Below are 18,317 nucleotides of genomic sequence, written 5' to 3' on the forward strand. Positions count from 1 at the left end.
CATCTTCGACCTCGTCGACTACGGCATCGTCGGAGACCTCTTCACCGTCGTCCCCCAACTCACCGAAGAAGTACAGACCCGCAAGGGCTGAGCAGCAGCACCCTTCGCGTTCACAGGCCCGGGCAGACCGCCCGGGCCTGTGCGTTTTCCTCCTCCCGGAACAGAACCGGAATGGCATGCGGAACCTGCACACGGAATACGCAGACCGGTCACGAGGGCCCCCACGTAAGCGTGGGCGGGGGCCACACACAGGGCTTTGGGACGGAAGTGTCCGAGTAGAGGCAAAGGGACTTCCGACCAAAGGGAATTCATCCGGTGAAGCTCATGTGGAACCTGCTCGCACAACATGAACGCATCTGCACGTAAAGCCATTCGAGTGAAGGAAAGAGCCCCTGATCAGGCACTGTTCGATTCGCTGCGCCGGGCGTCGCCGTGCTTTGATCCTGGCCAATGCCGGGAACGCGCAAAGGCGTTACCGGATTCTGAATATCCACACGAAGGGCAGCGCAGTCATGAACTTCACCCCCCAGGTCGAGACCCTCGAGATTTCCGACGCCGACCTCGACAACGTCTCCGGCGGCCTCGTCGGCGGCGTGCTCGGCAACGTGACGGCCACCGCCGACTCGGTCGCCCCGGTCTCCGGCATCGTCGGTTCGGTCACGGGCCTCGTCGGCTCGACCACCGGTGTGAACACCGGCGCCGTCACCGGCCTCGCCACCGGCCTCGTCGCCGGCCTCTGAGACCGCACGTGTGCCCCGGAACCCTTCGGTTCCGGGGCTCACCGCCGAAAGCGACAGGTGAGGGAAGAGTTCCGTGCGCTTCCGCCAACAGGCCCTTTCCAAGCTCCAGTCGCCGGAGGAACTCGACCTCCCGGTGCGTTTCGCCCGCCCGCAGGGGCGGCTCGTCCTCGGCGTCACCGTGGTGGTCATGGCAGCGGCCTGCTTCTGGGCCATGACGGGCACGGTCTCCTCCACCCTGAGCGCGCCCGGCATCCTCACGCACGCGCAGGGGAGTTACGCACTCCAGAGCCCCGTCGCCGGTCAGATCACCGGCGTACTCGCCGAGGAGGGCGAGATCCTGCCGGCCGGCTCACCCCTGCTCAAGGTCCGTACGGAACAAGGGGACCGCGTCGTGCGCACGATCGACGCAGGCCGGCTGACCGCTCTCTCGGCGACGACCGGCGCGGTGGTCGGCACCGGCGCGGATGTGGCGAGCGTGGAGCGGATGAAGAGCTCCGACGATCCACTGATGGCGGTGCTGTACGTGCCGGGCGACAGTGGACAGGGTGTCCCGGTGGGCGCCTCGGTGGACCTCACCGTCCAGTCCGTGCCCACCCAGCAGTTCGGCGTGCTGCGCGGCCGGGTGGCGGCCGTCGGCAGGACGGCCCTGACCCGGCAGCAGATCGCACGCTCCCTCGGCGACGCCCAGCTGGGCGAGCAGTTCTCGCTCCACGGCAGGCCGGTGGCGGTCCTCGTACGGCTGGACCGGTCGTCCGCCACGAAATCCGGCTACCGGTGGTCGTCGCGGCAGGGCCCTCCGTACGCGATCGGCTCCATGACCCCGGCCACGGGCGTCGTCCACCTGGCCGACCAGCGTCCGATCGATTGGCTGCTCCCTTGACCGCCCCGCACGCCTCCCCCTCGACGCAGCAGCTCCCGCCGCCCGGCCGCGGCCGGCACCGTCCGGGCAAGGCGCCCGTCGACAGGGGCCGTTCCCGTTCCCGGTCGGCGCCGAAGGCACCGAAGCCGAAGACCGTCCGCAGCCCGACCGTGCTCCAGATGGAGGCACTGGAATGCGGCGCCGCCTCGCTGGCCATGGTGCTCGCCCACTACGGCAGGCATGTGCCGCTGGAGGAGCTGCGGATCGCGTGCGGCGTCTCGCGCGACGGCTCCCGCGCCAGCAACGTGCTGAAGGCGGCACGCAGTTATGGACTGCGGGCCAAGGGCATGCAGATGGAACCGACCGCACTCGCGGAGGTCCGGGCCCCCGCGATCCTGTTCTGGGAGTTCAACCACTACGTCGTGTACGACGGCATGGGGCGCCGCCTCGGACGGCGCGGGGTACACATCAACGACCCGGACAAGGGCCGCCGCTTCGTGCCGGCGGAGGACTTCGACACCAGCTTCACCGGCATAGTCCTGGTGCTCGAACCCGACGACGGTTTCCGGCGCGGTGGCAGGAAGCCCGGCATCATGAGGGCCCTGCCGGCCCGGCTGCGCGGCACCTCGGGCACGATGCTGGCGGCGCTGCTCGCGAGCCTGCTGCTCGTGGCCGTCGGCGCCGCGCTGCCGGCGCTCAGCCGTACGTACATCGACATGTTCCTGATCGGTGACCAGCGCTCGCTGCTGGGCGTGCTGTTCGCGGCGATGGGCACCATGGTGGCGCTCACCGTCGTCCTGACCTGGCTCCAGCAGGCGAATCTGCTGCGCGGGCGCATCATCTCGTCCACACTCGGCAGCGCCCGGTTCTTCCGGCATCTGCTGAGGCTGCCGGTCACCTTCTTCGCCCAGCGCAGCCCCGCCGATCTGGTGCAGCGCCTCCAGTCCAACGACGCGGTGGCCGAGACCCTCGCCCGGGATCTCACGGCGGCGGGTGTGGACGGGATCGTCGTACTGCTCTACGCCCTCCTGCTGTGGACGTACGATCCCCAGCTGACCGTCATCGGGGTCGGCATCGCCCTCCTCAACGTCGTCGCGATGCGCATCGTCGTGCGTCTGCGGGCCATCGGCACACAGAAGCTGCGGGCCGACAGTGCGCGGCTGACCAACACCTCGTACACCGGCCTGCAGTTGATCGAGACGATGAAGGCCACCGGTGGCGAGGACGGCTACTTCCGCCGCTGGGCGGGGCAGCACGCCACGACGCTGGAGGAGCAGCAGCGTCTGGGCGTGCCGAGCGCGTGGCTTGGCATCGTCGCCCCCGCGCTGGCCACGCTCAACAGCGCGCTGATCCTGTGGATCGGCGGGCTCCGCGCGGTCGAGGGCCATATCTCGATCGGTCTGCTGGTCGCCTTCCAGGCGCTGGTGACCCGGTTCACCGCCCCGGTCACCCGGCTCAACGGGGTGGCCGGACGCGTCCAGGACTTCGCGGCCGACGTGGCCCGGCTGAAGGACGTGGAGAACTTCCCCGTCGACCCGCTGTACTCCCGGGACGAAGCCTCGCCGAGCACCCGCAGGCTCAAGGGTCATGTGACGCTGGAGGAGATCACGTTCGGCTACAGCCCGCTCGACAAACCGCTCCTGACCGGCTTCTCGCTGTCTGTGGGGCCCGGCCAGCAGGTGGCGCTGGTCGGTGGGTCCGGCAGCGGCAAGTCCACGGTGTCACGGCTGATCTCGGGGCTCTACAGCCCGTGGGAGGGCACGATCCGCATCGACGGGCAGCGTCTGGAGGACATTCCCCGGGGTGCTCTCGCTGCCTCGGTCTCCTTCGTCGACCAGGACGTCTTCCTCTTCGAGGGGACGGTCCGGGACAACGTGGCGCTGTGGGACCCGTCGGTCCCGGACGACGCGGTGGTGGCTGCCCTCCAGGACGCGGCGCTGTACGAGATCGTCGCCCGCCGCCCCGGCGGCATCCACAGCCGGGTCGAGCAGGACGGCCGCAACTTCTCCGGCGGTCAGCGGCAGCGTCTGGAGATCGCGCGGGCGCTGGTGCGCCGGCCGAGTGTTCTGGTGCTCGACGAGGTCACCAGCGCCCTGGACGCGGAGACCGAGCAGCTCGTCATCGACGCGCTGCGGCGGCGCGGTTGTGCCTGCGTGGTGATCGCGCACCGGCTGAGCACGGTCCGCGACAGCGACGAGATCGTGGTCCTGGACCACGGTCGCGTCGTCGAGCGCGGACGGCACGAGGACCTGGTCGCCGCCGCGGGGCCGTACGCCCAGTTGGTCAAGGAGCACTGAGTGGCATCGGTACACCCATCGGTACACCCCGGCGCGGACACCGGTGCCCCGGGGCACGACGCGGTCATCGGTGCGCTGGGAGGGCTCGGCGCGCAGGTCGACTGCACCGGCCTGCGCAGCCTTCCCCTCGAAGGCCCGCAGGTGCTGTGGCTCGTCCTGGACGGCGCGCTTGACCTGTTCGCGGTCGACACGGTGGAGCAGGGGCACTGGCACTTCCTCGGCCGGCTGGAGCCGGGAACGCTGCTGCTGGGACCGGTCGAGGGGCCGCAGCACACGCTGATCGGCAGGCCGCTGCAGGGCTGTGTGCTGCGCCGGATCGCGCTGCGGGAGCTGTACCGGTCCGAGTATCCGCATCCCGGGTCCCCCGAGGGCCACTACCTCAGCCGGTACGACGCCGGAGACGGCACGCTGAGTCTGCTGGAGCACGCCTTCTCGCTCGGGGTGGGGCGCGGTCAGCGCGTGCTGTCCGTGGCTCCGCTGGACGGCCGGACGGCTCTCGACGAGACGGTGACCGACGACGACGTCCTCTGGCTCCCGGTCTCTCCCGGTAGCGTGCAGTACGGCGCCGCGTTCAGTGCGGAGGCGGCCGGTGACCTGCTCGTCGACGGCGAGCTGTGGCAGGGCATGGTCAACCGGCAGTACCGCTTGCTGTCCGCCCTGGACCGCTGGATCGAGCGGCTGGAGCGGGCGCACGAGGACCGGGCGGCCGCCGGCCTCAAGGCGGGCGAGGCCGTACGGGACGAGGCCGACCGGGCTCTGCTGACCTCCATCGGCCGTACCGGGAGGAGCCCGCGCCCGTCCGCGGCGGCCGGTGACGACGCCACGTACGCGGCCTGCCGCATGGTCGCGGGGGCGGCCGGCATCACGCTGTCGCAGCCCCCGCCGGGCGACGTCATGGACGACCGGACCGACCCGGTGGAGCGCGTCGCCGTCCACTCGCGCGTCCGGACCCGCCCGGTCCGGCTGACCGGGCGCTGGTGGCGTGAGAACACCGGCCCACTGGTGGGTCACCGGTCCGCGACGGGCACGCCGGTCGCTCTGCTGTGGCGGCGGGGCGGGTACGAGGCGGTGAATCCGGTGACCGGACGCCGGGCGCGTGTCGGCCGGAGCGGTGCGGCCGATTTCGAGCAGCGTGCCGTCATGTTCTACCGCCCCTTGCCGGAGCGGCCGATGAGCAAGTGGCAGCTGGTGCGCTTCGGTCTGCGCGGTACGAGGGCCGATATGCGCAACCTGGCCCTGGCCGGCCTGGTGACGGTCGGGCTCGGCGCGCTGGTCCCGATCGCGACGGGGCAGATCCTGGGTGTCCACGTGCCCAACGCCGAGACCGGGCTCATCGTGCAGATCTCCCTCGCTGTGATCATCAGCGGGGTGGTCTCGGCCGCCTTCATGCTGCTGCAGAACCTCACGGTCCTGCGTATGGAGGGGCGCATCGAGAGCACCCTCCAACCGGCTGTCTGGGACCGGCTGCTGCGGCTGCCGACGTCGTTCTTCACGGAGCGTTCCACCGGGGAGCTGGCGAGCGCGGCGATGGGCGTCAGCGCCATCCGACGCGTCCTGTCGGGTGTCGGCCCGGTGGCCCTGCAGGCGGGCACGGTCGGTGTGATGAATCTCGTCCTGCTGCTCTGGTTCAGTGTCCCGCTGGCGCTGGCGGCGATCGGCATGCTGATCGTGATAGTCGCGGTGTTCCTCACCATGGGGATGTGGGAACTGCGGTGGCAGCGCGATCTGGTGGAGCTCGGCAACAGGCTCAACAACCAGGCGTTCCAGACGCTGCGCGGGCTGCCCAAGCTGCGCGTCGCGGGGGCGGAGAGCTTCGCGTACGCCGCGTGGGCGCGGGAGTTCGCGCGCAGCCGTGAACTCCAGCAACGGGCCGGGCGGATCAAGAACCTGACGACGGTCCTCAACGCGACGTATCTGCCGCTGTGTTCCCTGGCCATGTTCGTCCTGCTGGCGGGGCCGGCCAGCGGCTCGCTGTCGGCCAGTGCTTTTCTGACCTTCAACACCTCCGTGACGATGCTGCTGACGGCGGTCACCCAGCTCACCGGGGCGTTCGTGTCGGCCGCGGCGGCGCTGCCGATGTTCGAACAGATCAAGCCGGTACTCGACGAGGCGCCCGAGGTGCGCGGGGCGAGCACCCAGCCGGGGCCGCTGTCCGGGGAGATCGAGGTGAAGGGCGCTTCCTTCCGGTACACCGACGACGGCCCCACCGTGCTGGACGAGGTGTCGCTGAAGGTGGGGGCCGGCGAGTTCGTGGCCGTCGTGGGGCCCAGCGGCTGCGGGAAGTCGACGCTGCTCCGGCTGCTCATCGGCTTCGACCGGCCGGTCACCGGCAGCGTCCTGTACGACGGCCAGGACCTGGCTGCCCTCGACCAGGCGGCCGTGCGCCGCCAGTGCGGGGTCGTTCTGCAGAACGCCCAGCCGTTCACCGGCTCGATCCTGGAGTGCATCAGCGGCTCCGAGGTCTTCACCGAGGAGGAGGTCTGGGAGGCCGCCGCACTGGCGGGCCTGGCCGAGGACATCAAGCTGATGCCGATGGGTCTGCACACCATGATCGCCGGTGGTGGCGCCATCTCCGGCGGCCAGCGCCAGCGGCTGATGATCGCCCAGGCGCTGGTGCGCAGGCCCCGCATCCTGTTCTTCGACGAGGCCACGAGCGCGCTGGACAACGAGACCCAGCGCATCGTGATCGAGAGCACCCGCGCCCTGCGGGCGACCCGGGTCGTGATCGCGCACCGGCTCTCCACGGTGCTCGACGCCGACCGCGTGATCGTCATGGCGGAGGGCCGCGTCGTCCAGCAGGGTCCGCCCGCAGAACTGCTCGCGGACCCGGGCGGACGGCTGCACGAGTTGGTGCGGCGCCAGATGCAGTAGGCGGCACGGACCGTCCGGGCTGATTGTCACGGCCGAATGGGGCCCGTCGGCTCCGGCTCGGCTCCCGGTCCCTCGCCCGCTCCTACGCTCGGTGGCAGGGCACGTACGGAGAGTTCCGGTCACCGGGACGGGAACTCGCCGGGCCGCCACTCGAAGCACCCCCGAGGAGAGCCGTCATGACCGAAGCGACTGATCCCGTCGAAGCCGACCGGGCGCTCAAGACCAGACACCGGAAGATGTGGGCCCTGGGCGACTACCCCGCCGTGGCCACCCAACTGATCCCGGACCTCGGCCCGGAGCTGGTCCGGGCCTGTGGTGTGAGGAGCGGCGAACGCGTACTGGACGTCGCGGCCGGATCGGGCAACGCCGCCATCCCCGCGGCCCTGGCCGGCGCGGACGTGGTGGCCTGCGACCTGACGCCCGAACTGCTCGCGGCCGGGCGGGAACTGGCGGCCGGGCGCGGCGCCGAACTGGAGTGGCGGGAGGGCGACGCCGAGGCACTGCCCTTCGCCGATGACGCCTTCGACACCGTGATGTCGTGCGTGGGCGTCATGTTCGCCCCGCATCACCGAGCGGGCGCCGACGAACTGGTCCGGGTCTGCCGTCCGGGCGGCACGATCGGACTGCTGAACTGGACTCCGGAGGGGTTCATCGGCCAGATGTTCGCCGCGATGAAGCCGTACGCCCCCGCGCCTCCGCCCGGCGCCCAGCCCCCGCCGCTGTGGGGCAAGGAGGACCACGTACGCGCCCTGCTCGGCGACCGGGTGACGGACGTCGAGATGCGGCGGCGGACGGTGCGGGTCGAGCTGTTCGGGAAGCCGGGCGACTTCCGGGAGTTCTTCAAGGCCAACTACGGGCCGACCATCGCCGTGTACCGGAACATCGCCGGGGACCCGGAGCAGGTCGCCGCGCTGGACAGCGCCCTCGACGACCTCGCCGCGCGCCATGCCGCTGAGACGGGCGCGGATGGCTTGGAGTGGGAATACCTGCTGGTCACGGCACATAAGCGCGGCTGAAAGACGCGGTGGGGCGGTGGTTCGGGCGCCGCAGCCCGACGCCGGCGCCACCACCCCGTCGCTCACACCACATTACCGACCGGTATGTCGTGACTTATTGCGCGCCTGACAGTAGAACTCGTTCCCATTCCATCGAGAGTGAGGAACGCGAAATGAGCGATTCCAGCCCCGGCCGCAAGGCCACCAAGGGTGTCTCGCGCCGCAGTCTGCTCGCAGGAACAGGTTCTGTTCTTGGGGCCGTCGCCCTCTCCGGCCCCCTGGCGGCGGCACGTACCAGGACCGCGACTGCCGCAGCCCCGGTCATCGGCAGCGGAGCCCATGTACCAGCCCTCGTGATCGGCACCGGGTACGGCGGCTCCGTCGCCGCTCTGCGGCTCGCGCGGGCGGGCGTCCACGTCCACATGATCGAGATGGGCATGGCCTGGGACACCCCGGGTTCCGACGGCAGGATCTTCGCCAACACGACCACGCCCGACTACCGGTCGTTCTGGCTCCGCTCCAGGACCAAGCAGCCCCTCAGCAACTTCCTCGGCTTCCCGATCGACAAGGACGTCCCCCGCTACACCGGAATCCTGGACGCCGAGGACTTCAGCGGCATCACGGTCTACCAGGGCCGCGGTGTCGGCGGCGGCTCACTGGTCAACGGCGGCATGGCCGTCACCCCCCGGCGCGAGAACTTCGGTGCCATCCTCCCCACGGTCGACGCCGAGGAGATGTACAGCACCTACTACCCGCGCGCCAACGCCGGGCTCGGGGTCAGCAGCGTCGACCCGGCCTGGTTCGAGTCCGCCGACTGCTACCGCTACGCCCGCGTCGGCCGCAAGCACGCCCAGCGCTCGGGCTTCCCGTTCGTCTTCGTGCCCGACGTGTACGACTGGGACTACATGAAGCAGGAGGCGGCGGGAACGGTCCCCAGGTCGGCGCTGGCCGGAGAGATCCTCTACGGCAACAACCACGGCAAGAAGTCGCTGCAGCAGACCTACCTCGCCCAGCTCAGGGCGACCGGCAACGTGACCATCTCACCGCTGCACAAGGTCACGTCCGTCGCCCCGTCCCCCGGCGGCGGCTACACGGTCGTCATCGACCAGCTCACCACCGGCGGCGGGACCGCGGCCACCAAGACGGTGACCGCGGACAAGGTGTTCTTCGCCGCCGGCAGCGTCGGCACCAGCAAGCTGCTGACCAGGCTGAAGGCCACCGGAGCGCTGCCCGCACTCAACGACGAGACCGGCAGGGGCTGGGGCGACAACGGCAACGTCATGTGCGGGCGCGCCAACCACATGTGGGACCCCACCGGTGCCCTCCAGTCGAGCATCCCGTGCTCCGGCATCGACAACTGGGCGGCAGGCGGCGCGTTCGCCGAGGTCGCTCCGCTGCCGACAGGGATCGAGACCTACGCGTCGTTCTATCTGTCGATCACCAAGAACCCGAACCGGGCGCGCTTCACGTGGAACGCCGCGGCGGGGCGCGTGGACCTGGACTGGCAGACCGCGTGGAAGCAGCCGTCCATCGACATGGCCAAGTCGATCTTCGACAGGATCAACTCGAAGGAGGGGACGATCTACCGGACCGACCTCTTCGGCCTCTACAAGATCTGGGGCGACCACCTCACGTACCACCCGCTCGGCGGCGCGGTACTGGACAAGGCCACCGACAACTACGGCCGCCTCCGCGGCTATTCCGGTCTGTACGTCATCGACGGCGCGCTGATCCCGGGCAATACGAGCGTCAATCCGTTCGTCACGATCACGGCGCTCGCCGAGCGGAACATCGAGAGGATCATCGCCGCCGACCTGTGACGCCACGTGTGACGACGACTCGTGGTGTTCGGCCGGCCCACCCGTACCGCCTCAGTGCCCGGGCAGCACGCACACGGTGTCGAGGCCCAGCACACGGTTGAGCCGGCCGAACGCCAGCCAGGAGCCGATGCTCATGCTGAGCTCCACGATCTCCGACTGGCTGTAGTGCGCGGTCATGCGGTCCCAGAACGCGTCGTCGATGCCGTGGTGGTCCACCGCGTACCGCTCGGCGTACTCGGCGGCCAGCCTGGTCCGGTCGTCGAAGGCTCCGGTGGTACGCCACTGGGTCACCGCCTCGGCGAACTCCGCCTCGACCTTCCGCCCGTCGCGTTCGGTCCGCCAGTCCAGGCAGAACGCGCACCCGTTGATCTGCGCGACACGCAGCCGCGCGGCCTCGAACTCGCGGAGACCGAGGGTCGTGTGGGCGTACACCGCCAGCGAGAACTCCGAGGCGGCGATCCCGATGCCGGGCACCATGTCGCCCCATACGTACTCGATGGCGTTCTTGCCCTCGGGAATGTCGATGTTCATCGTCGTCTCCTTCCGAGCCTGCCCACCGCCGGGCGCAGCGGGACGTCGAGCGCGTCGTAGAGTCCGGGGCCGGCGGCCACGAGCCAGCCGATGGCGCCGACGAGCCGGCCGACCGCGGTGGCGTTCCCGCCCGCGGACCGGTTCTCGCCCTCGTCGTCGGCCGCGACCGTGACCTCGATGCGGGGGCGGCCTTCGATGATCACGCGGTGCGCGCCGTCGCCGTCGGGCGGCGTGGGCCAGTCCGGGGCGCAGGACGGATGGATACGGGTGATGTGCTCGATGACGATGCGGGGCTCGCCCCCGACGATGCCCTGGACCTCGAAGCGCACGGCACCCTGCGTACCGGCTTCGAAGTCGCCCATCGTCCTGGTGCTCACCGTGGCGTCGAGCGGACGCCGGTGCATGGTCTCGCGGATCTCGTCGAGCTCGACGCCCAGGGCCCTGGCCATCAGGCGTATCTGGCCGCCCCACACCATGGACGGGACGGACGGCGCGAGCATCAGGGGCGCGTGGTCCATCGGGCGGCCCATGCCGATCAGGTCCCGGACCGACTCCTCCTGGTCGTACGTGGAGTAGTCGAAGATCTCCTGGCAGCGGACGACGTCCACGACGGAGCCGAGGCCGCTGATCAGCAACGGCAGCACATCGTTGCCCCAGCCGGGGTCGACGCCGGAGACGAAGAGCGAGCCGCCTCCGTCGGCTATGGCCGCCAGCACCGGCTCGCGCAGTTCGGGCGGGGCGTTCAGCTGGTCGTAGAGCCCGTAGACCGCGGGGGTGACGACGACGGCTCCGGCCCTGATCGCCCGGCAGATGTCGGCGAGCGCCTCGTCGGGGCGGACGTCGCCGGAGGCCGCGTACACCACGGCACCGGGTCCGGCGGCCAGCACCGCTCCGATGTCGTCGGTGGCCGTGACGCCGAGGTCACGGCCGAGCCCGCCGAGATCGCCCGCGTCGCGGCCGGTCTTGGCGGTGTCGTGGACGATCACACCTGCCAGTTCCAGCGCCGGATGGGCGTCGACGGCACGGATGGCCGCGCGGCCGACATTGCCGGTGCCCCAGACAACCGTGGAAATCATGCGGCGGAGGGTAGCGCGCGGCATCACAGGTTCATAGGCCCGTCACCACCCCGTTCGGGACGGCCCGGGCCGGATGCCCGGACTCCGCTCAGCGGGCTACGACCGGCGGCGGGGTTTGCCTCGTTTGGCGCCCTTGGTGCTCGCCGAACCGCTCCGGGGGTTCTTGCCGGCCGACGACCTGCCACCGGCGGGCTTCCGCTTGGCGGCCGCCGTCTCGGCGCGCTTACTCTTCGGCTGCGGCGGGGTCGGGGGACGGCCACGGGTGCTGTTCACGGTCCGCCCGCGGACGATCCCGATGAACTCCTCCACCAGATCGGTGGTCTCCTCCTCCGGCCACGACAGCGCGACGCGGGACTCCGGAGCGTCCAGGAGGGGCCGGTAGGTGAGGTCCTTGCGGTGGTGCAGACGGGCGAGCGACTGCGGGACGACGAGCACGCCCACCCCGGCCGCCACGAGCTCGATGGCGTCCTCCGTGGTGGCGGGGCGCTCGATCGCGGGCCTGCCCGGCAGACCGTCTCCCCAGTCGAGGGTGTCATCGAGGGGATGCAGCACGATCTCGTCGGCCAGATCCGTAGCGGTCACCTCGTCCACCGCCGCCACGAGGTGGTCCTTCGGGATCACGACCACGGTCGTCTCGGTGTACAGCGGGATCGCGCTGAGCGCCGTCCGGTCGATCGGCAGCCGCACGAAACCGGCGTCGGCATCACCGCCGCGCAGGGCGTCGGGGGCTTCGGCGGGGGCTACCGCGACCAGGGTCAGCGGGACGTCGGGCAGCCGCTCGTTCCAGATACGCACCCACTTCGTGGGTGTCACTCCCGGAACGTACGCGAGCCGGAACGAGGGGCGTACTTCCGGGCTTGTCACACGGCCAGGTTACCGGTCGTGGTCGGAGGTAGCGCACATGCTCGATACTCTTGACACCATGACGTCGCACCAGAGCACCCAGACGATGAAGCCCGCGACCGCGGCAAAGAAACTGGGTGTGTATCTCGAAGCCACCCCCGCCGAATTCCAGGAGGGTGTCGTCTCACGCACCGAGCTGAGTGAACTCCAGGCCAGTCCGCCCGAGTGGCTGCTGGAACTGCGACGCAACGGCCCGCACCCCCGGCCGGTCGTCGCGGCCAAGCTGGGCATCTCCATCTCGGGCCTCGCGCGTGGCGGCGTCACCGAGGCGCTCACCACGGAGCAGATCGACGCGCTCAAGCAGGACAGCCCCGAGTGGCTGCAGAAGGAGCGCGCGACGCAGGCGGAGGTCCGCAAGGAAACCGTCCGCATCAAGGAGAAGAACGCGGAGCGCGACGCCCAGGCCGGCGAGCAGCGCGCCTGACCACCGCACATCCGCGAGCCCCCGGGCCTCTCGTTCGATCATGCCGGGCCCGCGCCCGGCCCGAACCGGAGGCCCGAGGCGTGTCCGGCCCGGGCCCGGCAGGCCGGGGAAGCCGGATCGCACCGCCGGGTCCCTCCGGCCCGCGCCCGTCCGGGGCGTGATGGCCGCCCCCGTGTTCCGGGCGTGACCCCCGCCGGTGATCCAGGCGCGAGACCCCCCGCGTCGCGAGCCATTGCGGCCGACACGCCGTTCAGCCGCCCTGGTGCCGCCACCGGCCGGGCGCAAACACCGGGGGCCAGCGTGTCGGTGCCCGTTCCGGGCATCCGAGGACCCCTATGCTCCTTGCCGTGATAAGGGCCGGCCCGGCATCACGCCTCGGCTGCCGACGCGTCGGCCGGGCGAAGCCATCGGCCGGCCGCCGACTGCCCCGCGTGCGTCGAAGCCCGCGGGAGATCACCGGCGGACGCGGCCCGTCCCACGAGCCGCGCCCGCCACGGAGCTTCAGCGCCGCCCTGGCCAGAGGTCACCTCCTCGCCCATCGCCACGTCACCTCGCCACCGCCCGCAGGGAGGCGCGCGAACCCGACGACACCCGCCCACGCAGGACGCAGGACGCAGGCACGCGAAAGAGAAAGGAAGGGGGAAGGGCGGACCCATGCAGGACCACCACTCCTTCGCACACGACGTACAGGCCCACATCTCGCCCGGCAGTCCCGAACGGCCCCGGCCCTCACCCCTGGACGAGCAGAACGTCGAGTCCCTGCGGAGCGAGGTCGAGGGGCTGCGCACCGCGCTCGCTTCCAGGCCCGTCATCGACACCGCACGCGGCATTCTCATGGCGCTGGGCTGCTGCACCGGTGAGCAGGCATGGCAGGCGCTCGTCCACGCCTCGCAGAACGGCAACGTCAAGCTCCGCGATCTCGCCCATCAGCTCGTCGCGAGTTATCACGGGGTTCCCCTGCCGCCGGCCACACGTCACGTCCTGCACGCCGCGATACGGGCCGGCAGAACGGGCTGAAGGCGTAGGCCCGGGTCTCCGTAGGGCGTGCCGAGTCGCGGCCACCCGGGTACCTCCCGCCGGTTTCCCGTGATCATGATCGCGCGTTTGGTCTATAATTCGATGGGTATAGGTGTTTTCGTGCTTCGGACAAGAGGTACGCCCGTGGGAGTTCCACTCCGGGCGCCGCATGTCCGGGCACGTGCGCTCCCGCGGTGACCGAAAGCATCACCGTCGAGGAGTGACCACCATGGCTGACGCATCCTCCGTAACGGAGCGTTCGTACGCCGAGACCCCGTCGACCGAATCCGCCTTCCGCCGGCTGCGTACCCTGCCGCCCGGAACCGAACGGGACCAGCTGCGCCACGAGACGATCTGCACCTGGCTGCCCATGGCACATCGGCTGGCGACCCGGTTCCGCAACCGGGGCGAGTCGATGGACGACCTCCGTCAAGTGGCGGCGATGGGCCTCGTGAAGGCGGTCGACCGCTACGACCCGTTCAGGGGCAAGGCGTTCGCGACCTATGCCGTACCCACAGTGGTGGGCGAACTCAAGCGCCACTTCCGCGATCACACCTGGGACGTCCATGTGCCGCGACGGATCCAGGACCTGCGCAACCGGGTCCGGATCGCGCGCCGGGAGTTCACTCAGACCTGCGAAGGACGCCTTCCGACGTGCGCGGAGATCGCGGCGGAGACCGGCCTCAGCGAGGAGGACGTGCTGCTGGGCATGGAGGCCCTGGACAGCTACAGCACCCTGTCACTGGACGCCGAACTTCCGGGCGCGGACGACGGGTACTCCCTGGGCGACACGCTCGGCTGCTGGGACAGGGCGATGGACGTCGCCGTGGACCGTGAGGCGGTGAAGCCGGGGCTGCGCCTTCTGCCGGAGCGCGAGCGGACCATCTTGTATCTGCGGTACTTCCGCGACATGACGCAGGTCAGCATCGCGGAGACGCTCGGCATCTCCCAGATGCACGTCTCCCGGCTGCTCAGCCAGTCCTGCGAGCAGGTGCGCCTGCAGGCCCTGCAGGGGGCCGGGTGAGCGGATCACCGCTGCCCTACGAACCGATCCGACCATCCAGGAGGACCCATGGCCGTCCGGCACCACATCATCGACCGACCGCCGTCCGCCCTGTGGGCGGTGCTGGATGAGGAGACCCTGTACGGGAAGTGGGTGGTGGGCACGTCCGAGTCCCGCAGGGAGTCGGGTACGTGGCCGGAGACCGGATCGGCGATCACGTACACCGTGCGTCTGGGCCCCAAGGAGTTCACGGGCCGCACCGTCGTCCGGCGCATCGACCGCCCGCACGCACTGGAACTGGAGGCGGAGAGCGGGCCGTTGGGCAGCGCGCGCATCTCGTTCGATATCCGTCCGTGGGGTGAGAAGACCCTGGTGCTGCTCGACGAGCACCCGCTGAGAGGCCCCGGCGGCGTGCTCCACAACTCCTTGCTGGACATCGCGATCCAGATCCGGCACCGCACGATGCTGCCGCGACTGGCCCGGCTGGTCGAGGCATGGACGTCCGAGACGGGCGCGCGGGCCGGCACCGGGCCGGGCGAGTGATGTCCCGGTCACCGTCCCCGCGGCGAAGGGAGTCGCGGTGGTCGACGCGGTGGTGATCGGAAGCGGACCCAACGGGCTGGTCGCGGCCAATCTGCTGGCCGACGCCGGCTGGGGCGTGGAGGTGCTGGAGGCCGAGAGCGTGCCGGGCGGTGCGGTACGCAGCGACCAGGGCGTCCATCCCGGCTTCGTCAACGATGTGTTCAGCTCCTTCTATCCCCTCGCTGCCGCGTCCCCCGTCCTCGCCCGGCTGGACCTGGACCGGGAGGGGCTGCGCTGGACGCATGCTCCGCGGGTGCTCGCCCATCCGCTGCTGGACGGCAGATGCGCCGTCCTGGACCGCGACCGCACGGTGACCGCTGCCGGCCTGGACGGCTTCGCGCCCGGCGACGGGCAGAGCTGGCTGGACCTGTGCCACATCTGGGACCGGCTGGGCGACGATGTGATCAGCGCCCTGTTCTCCCCCTTTCCGCCGGTCCGCTCCACCGCCGTGCTGGCGGCGCGCCTCCGGGGAGTGGGCGGGCTGAGGCTGGCCCGCAGCCTGATCCTGCCGGTGCGCAGGCTCGGCGAGGAGGAGTTCGCCGGGGACGGCGGCCGGCTCCTGCTGGCAGGCAACGCGCTGCACGCGGACCTGGCTCCCGAGGCCGCAGGGAGCGGCGGCTACGGCTGGCTGATGTCCATGCTGGGGCAGTTCTTCGGCTTTCCCGTCCCGGTCGGGGGCGCGGGCGCGCTCACCGCGGCCCTGGTGAGGCGCTTGCGGGGGCGTGGTGGAAGTGTCCGGTGCGGGCAGCGGGTCATCGAGATCGTCGTACGGCGGGGCCGCGCCGTGGGGGTCCGCACGGCGGAAGGGGAGGCCATTCCCGTACGCCGGGCCGTGCTCGCCGATGTGTCGGCCCCCTCCCTGTACGGGGAGCTGATCGCCCCGGAGCACCTGCCGTCGCGGGTCCTCGACGACCTGCGGCGGTTCCAGTGGGACTTCGCCACCTTCAAGGTCGACTGGGCGCTGGACGGGCCGATTCCGTGGAACTGCCCGGAGGCCGCGACGGCGGGCACCGTGCATCTGGCCGACGGTGTCGACGAGTTGACGAGGTTCGCCTCGCAGATCGCCCGGGGGCTGATCCCCGACCGCCCGTTCCTCCTGGTGGGCCAGATGACCACGGCGGATGCCACGCGTTCACCGGTGGGTACGGAATCGGCGTGGGCCTACACCCATGTGCCCCAGCGGGTGAAGGCGGACGCCGGGCCTGACGGCCTGTCCGGGCAATGGGGCGCCCGGGAGCGGGAGGTCATGGCGGACCGGGTGGAACAGCAGGTCGAGCGGTACGCCCCCGGGTTCCGCGACCGCGTCCGAGGCCGGCGCATCATGACGCCGCCGGAGTTCCAGAAGGCCGACGCCAACCTGCGCGACGGGGCGATCAACGGCGGCACGGCCGCACTGCACCAGCAGGTGTTCTTCCGCCCACTGCCGGGGACGGGACGGCCCGAGACCCCGGTGAAGGGCCTCTATCTGGCCTCGGCCTCCGCGCATCCGGGCGGCGGGGTCCATGGAGCTCCCGGCGCCAATGCCGCGCGTGCCGCGATCCGGGCCACCCGGGGCACCGTCGCGGCGCTGAGCGCGGCCCAACGGCTGCTCGCCCTGCGCGACCGGACGGGCGAGACCACCTCCGGATGATCCCCTCCCACTTCGGAGCCATGCACGACCGTTGGCACGGCCGGCGTGCGACCGCACGGCACTCGGCGCCCGCCGTTCACCTGAGCGGGGTGATTGTTCCGCCGCCTCCTGGGAACCCGGGCGGCACGCCACGTGCGCACCCGCCGGCCCACCGAGGGAGAAGGACATCGTGATGAGCGACAGCGAGCAGCCCCAGGATCCGACGCAGCGGTTCCCGCAGCCCGAGTTCCCGCAGCAGGAACAGGACCATCCGGGCTGGACCGGCCCCATGGACCCGCCGCCGGACCACGGCGAGGACTCCTACCGGGGCCATGAGCAACTGCTCGACCGCAAGACGGTCGTCACCGGTGGTGACTCCGGGATCGGCCGCGCGGTTGCCCTCGCCTTCGCCCGGGAGGGGGCCGATGTCCTGTTCACGTATCTGCCCGCCGAGGAGGACGACGCCCAGGAGACCGCCCGGCTGGTGGAGCGGGAGGGCCGCGAAGCGGTCCCCGTCGTGTGCGACATCCGGGACGAGAAGCAGTGCCGGTCCCTCATCGAGCGGGCGGTGTCGGAGTTCGGGCGCATCGACGTCCTGGTGAACAACGCCGCGTACCAGATGTCGCAGCCCGAGGGCATCGCCGCCATCTCGACCGACCAGTTCGACCGCGTGGTGCGTACGAACCTGTACGGCATGTTCTGGCTGTGCAAGACGGCCCTGCCCCACATCCCGGCCGGCGGTTCGATCATCAACACCACCTCGGTGCAGGCGTACAAGCCCAGCCCGCATCTGCTCGACTACGCCATGACGAAGGGCGCGATCGTCACCTTCACCCAGGGGCTCGCCCAGATGCTGGCCTCCTCCGGGATCCGCGTCAACGCGGTGGCTCCTGGGCCCGTCTGGACGCCGTTGATCCCGGCGACCATGCCCGACACCACGAAGTTCGGGAAGCAGAGCCCGTTGGGCCGCCCCGCGCAGCCGGCCGAGATGGCGCCCGCCTATGTCTTCCTCGCCTCGGCCAACGCGTCGTTCATCACCGGCGAGATCATGAACGCGACCGGCGGGACCCCGCTGCCCTGACCGTGATTGACCTGAAGGGTGGCCGGGAAGGCGTCCCGCAGGCCGGCACGCCGTGCTGAAGCCCCGGTTCTCGATGCCCTGGCCGGCTGCGCACCCATGGAAGGACGGACATGCCCATCGCCACCTACACCCTCGTCGCTCTCGACTGCCCGGACCCGCAGGCACTCGCCGGTTTCTACCAGGCGGTGCTGGGAGGCGAGGTCGAGAAGTACAGCGACGACTGGTACGACCTCCAGGTCCCCGGCGGCGCCCGGATCGCTTTCCAGCGGGCGCCCGATTACCAGCCCCCGGAATGGCCGCGGGCCGACCGCAACTCGCAGCAGGCGCATCTGGACTTCGACGTGGTGGACATCGAGCGGGCCCAGGAGCAGGTTCTCGCGCTCGGGGCTGCACCGCTGGACCTGGACGACCGGGGCGGCGAGCGCGGGTTCCGGGTGTACGCGGACCCGGTGGGGCACCCGTTCTGCCTCTGCCGTGAGTAGGTCCGCCAGGCATACGGAGGACCGTGG

The 18,317-nt window shown here is 70.8% G+C and carries 16 protein-coding genes; 13 read left to right on the forward strand and 3 right to left on the reverse strand.

Annotation, left to right across the window (positions count from 1 at the left end; all coding sequences use genetic code 11):
• The first annotated feature begins 512 nt into the window (after window positions 1–512).
• From ACFWSK_RS35605 to ACFWSK_RS35630, 6 genes are all read left to right on the forward strand, one after another.
• Window positions 513–740 carry a type A2 lantipeptide gene (locus ACFWSK_RS35605; RefSeq protein ID WP_383795714.1) on the forward strand — a complete coding sequence of 76 codons (228 nt, stop codon included), beginning with the start codon at window positions 513–515 and terminating at the stop codon, window positions 738–740.
• Window positions 741–813: 73 nt separating this feature from the next.
• Window positions 814–1,620: a hypothetical protein gene (locus tag ACFWSK_RS35610; protein ID WP_383795717.1), complete on the forward strand. Its 807-nt coding sequence runs from the start codon at window positions 814–816 to the stop codon at window positions 1,618–1,620.
• Entirely contained in the window at window positions 1,617–3,896 is a 2,280-nt protein-coding gene (locus tag ACFWSK_RS35615; RefSeq protein WP_383795718.1) for an NHLP family bacteriocin export ABC transporter peptidase/permease/ATPase subunit, read from the forward strand. Before ACFWSK_RS35610 ends, ACFWSK_RS35615 begins: the two co-directional genes overlap by 4 nt.
• Window positions 3,897–6,767, forward strand: coding sequence for an NHLP bacteriocin export ABC transporter permease/ATPase subunit (locus ACFWSK_RS35620; protein WP_383795721.1), 2,871 nt, complete (start codon window positions 3,897–3,899; stop codon window positions 6,765–6,767).
• 176 nt (window positions 6,768–6,943) lie between these two features.
• On the forward strand, window positions 6,944–7,783 hold the full coding sequence (locus tag ACFWSK_RS35625; protein WP_383795724.1) for a class I SAM-dependent methyltransferase: 840 nt from the start codon (window positions 6,944–6,946) through the stop codon (window positions 7,781–7,783).
• A gap of 152 nt (window positions 7,784–7,935) precedes the next feature.
• The gene (locus ACFWSK_RS35630; RefSeq protein ID WP_383795727.1) at window positions 7,936–9,582 is read left to right on the forward strand and encodes a GMC oxidoreductase; all 1,647 of its coding nucleotides are present in this window, start codon (window positions 7,936–7,938) and stop codon (window positions 9,580–9,582) included.
• Between the two features lie 51 nt (window positions 9,583–9,633).
• Here ACFWSK_RS35630 and ACFWSK_RS35635 read toward each other — a convergent pair whose 3' ends face one another.
• The 3 genes from ACFWSK_RS35635 to ACFWSK_RS35645 form a co-directional block, all read right to left on the reverse strand.
• Window positions 9,634–10,113: a carboxymuconolactone decarboxylase family protein gene (locus ACFWSK_RS35635; protein ID WP_383795729.1), complete on the reverse strand. Its 480-nt coding sequence runs from the start codon at window positions 10,111–10,113 to the stop codon at window positions 9,634–9,636.
• Window positions 10,110–11,189 (reverse strand): dihydrodipicolinate reductase, encoded by a 1,080-nt coding sequence (locus ACFWSK_RS35640; RefSeq protein WP_383795732.1) that lies wholly within the window; start codon window positions 11,187–11,189, stop codon window positions 10,110–10,112. Before ACFWSK_RS35640 ends, ACFWSK_RS35635 begins: the two co-directional genes overlap by 4 nt.
• A 96-nt stretch (window positions 11,190–11,285) precedes the next feature.
• On the reverse strand, window positions 11,286–12,053 hold the full coding sequence (locus tag ACFWSK_RS35645; RefSeq protein ID WP_383795734.1) for a LysR substrate-binding domain-containing protein: 768 nt from the start codon (window positions 12,051–12,053) through the stop codon (window positions 11,286–11,288).
• 58 nt (window positions 12,054–12,111) lie between these two features.
• On the opposite strand from ACFWSK_RS35645, the gene ACFWSK_RS35650 reads away from it, so the two are divergent.
• From ACFWSK_RS35650 to ACFWSK_RS35680, 7 genes are all read left to right on the forward strand, one after another.
• The gene (locus tag ACFWSK_RS35650; protein WP_383795737.1) at window positions 12,112–12,516 is read left to right on the forward strand and encodes a DUF5997 family protein; all 405 of its coding nucleotides are present in this window, start codon (window positions 12,112–12,114) and stop codon (window positions 12,514–12,516) included.
• A 654-nt stretch (window positions 12,517–13,170) separates the two neighbouring features.
• Entirely contained in the window at window positions 13,171–13,533 is a 363-nt protein-coding gene (locus ACFWSK_RS35655) for an ANTAR domain-containing protein (RefSeq protein WP_383795740.1), read from the forward strand.
• A 229-nt stretch (window positions 13,534–13,762) separates the two neighbouring features.
• Window positions 13,763–14,557, forward strand: a complete 795-nt coding sequence (locus ACFWSK_RS35660) for a SigB/SigF/SigG family RNA polymerase sigma factor (protein WP_383795742.1) — start codon at window positions 13,763–13,765, stop codon at window positions 14,555–14,557.
• A 48-nt stretch (window positions 14,558–14,605) separates the two neighbouring features.
• On the forward strand, window positions 14,606–15,079 hold the full coding sequence (locus tag ACFWSK_RS35665; RefSeq protein ID WP_383795745.1) for an SRPBCC family protein: 474 nt from the start codon (window positions 14,606–14,608) through the stop codon (window positions 15,077–15,079).
• A 37-nt stretch (window positions 15,080–15,116) separates the two neighbouring features.
• Window positions 15,117–16,748 (forward strand): phytoene desaturase family protein, encoded by a 1,632-nt coding sequence (locus ACFWSK_RS35670; protein ID WP_383795748.1) that lies wholly within the window; start codon window positions 15,117–15,119, stop codon window positions 16,746–16,748.
• A gap of 172 nt (window positions 16,749–16,920) precedes the next feature.
• Window positions 16,921–17,808: an SDR family oxidoreductase gene (locus ACFWSK_RS35675; RefSeq protein ID WP_383795751.1), complete on the forward strand. Its 888-nt coding sequence runs from the start codon at window positions 16,921–16,923 to the stop codon at window positions 17,806–17,808.
• A gap of 110 nt (window positions 17,809–17,918) precedes the next feature.
• Complete coding sequence (locus ACFWSK_RS35680; protein ID WP_383795754.1) at window positions 17,919–18,290, forward strand: VOC family protein; 372 nt, start codon at window positions 17,919–17,921, stop codon at window positions 18,288–18,290.
• Window positions 18,291–18,317 lie beyond the last annotated feature (27 nt).

It is taken from the genome of Streptomyces sp. NPDC058620 (genome assembly GCF_042717135.1).
Classification (GTDB): domain Bacteria; phylum Actinomycetota; class Actinomycetes; order Streptomycetales; family Streptomycetaceae; genus Streptomyces.

Bases quoted from the DNA above. Each gene is read 5' to 3' on its own strand.
- ACFWSK_RS35660 (WP_383795742.1), top strand. From the start codon at position 13,763: ATGGCTGACGCATCCTCCGTAACGGAGCGTTCGTACGCCGAGACCCCG.
- ACFWSK_RS35630 (WP_383795727.1), top strand. From the start codon at position 7,936: ATGAGCGATTCCAGCCCCGGCCGCAAGGCCACCAAGGGTGTCTCGCGC.
- ACFWSK_RS35650 (WP_383795737.1), top strand. From the start codon at position 12,112: ATGACGTCGCACCAGAGCACCCAGACGATGAAGCCCGCGACCGCGGCA.
- ACFWSK_RS35655 (WP_383795740.1), top strand. From the start codon at position 13,171: ATGCAGGACCACCACTCCTTCGCACACGACGTACAGGCCCACATCTCG.
- ACFWSK_RS35665 (WP_383795745.1), top strand. From the start codon at position 14,606: ATGGCCGTCCGGCACCACATCATCGACCGACCGCCGTCCGCCCTGTGG.
- ACFWSK_RS35640 (WP_383795732.1), bottom strand. From the start codon at position 11,189: ATGATTTCCACGGTTGTCTGGGGCACCGGCAATGTCGGCCGCGCGGCC.
- ACFWSK_RS35635 (WP_383795729.1), bottom strand. From the start codon at position 10,113: ATGAACATCGACATTCCCGAGGGCAAGAACGCCATCGAGTACGTATGG.
- ACFWSK_RS35605 (WP_383795714.1), top strand. From the start codon at position 513: ATGAACTTCACCCCCCAGGTCGAGACCCTCGAGATTTCCGACGCCGAC.
- ACFWSK_RS35680 (WP_383795754.1), top strand. From the start codon at position 17,919: ATGCCCATCGCCACCTACACCCTCGTCGCTCTCGACTGCCCGGACCCG.
- ACFWSK_RS35625 (WP_383795724.1), top strand. From the start codon at position 6,944: ATGACCGAAGCGACTGATCCCGTCGAAGCCGACCGGGCGCTCAAGACC.
- ACFWSK_RS35675 (WP_383795751.1), top strand. From the start codon at position 16,921: ATGAGCGACAGCGAGCAGCCCCAGGATCCGACGCAGCGGTTCCCGCAG.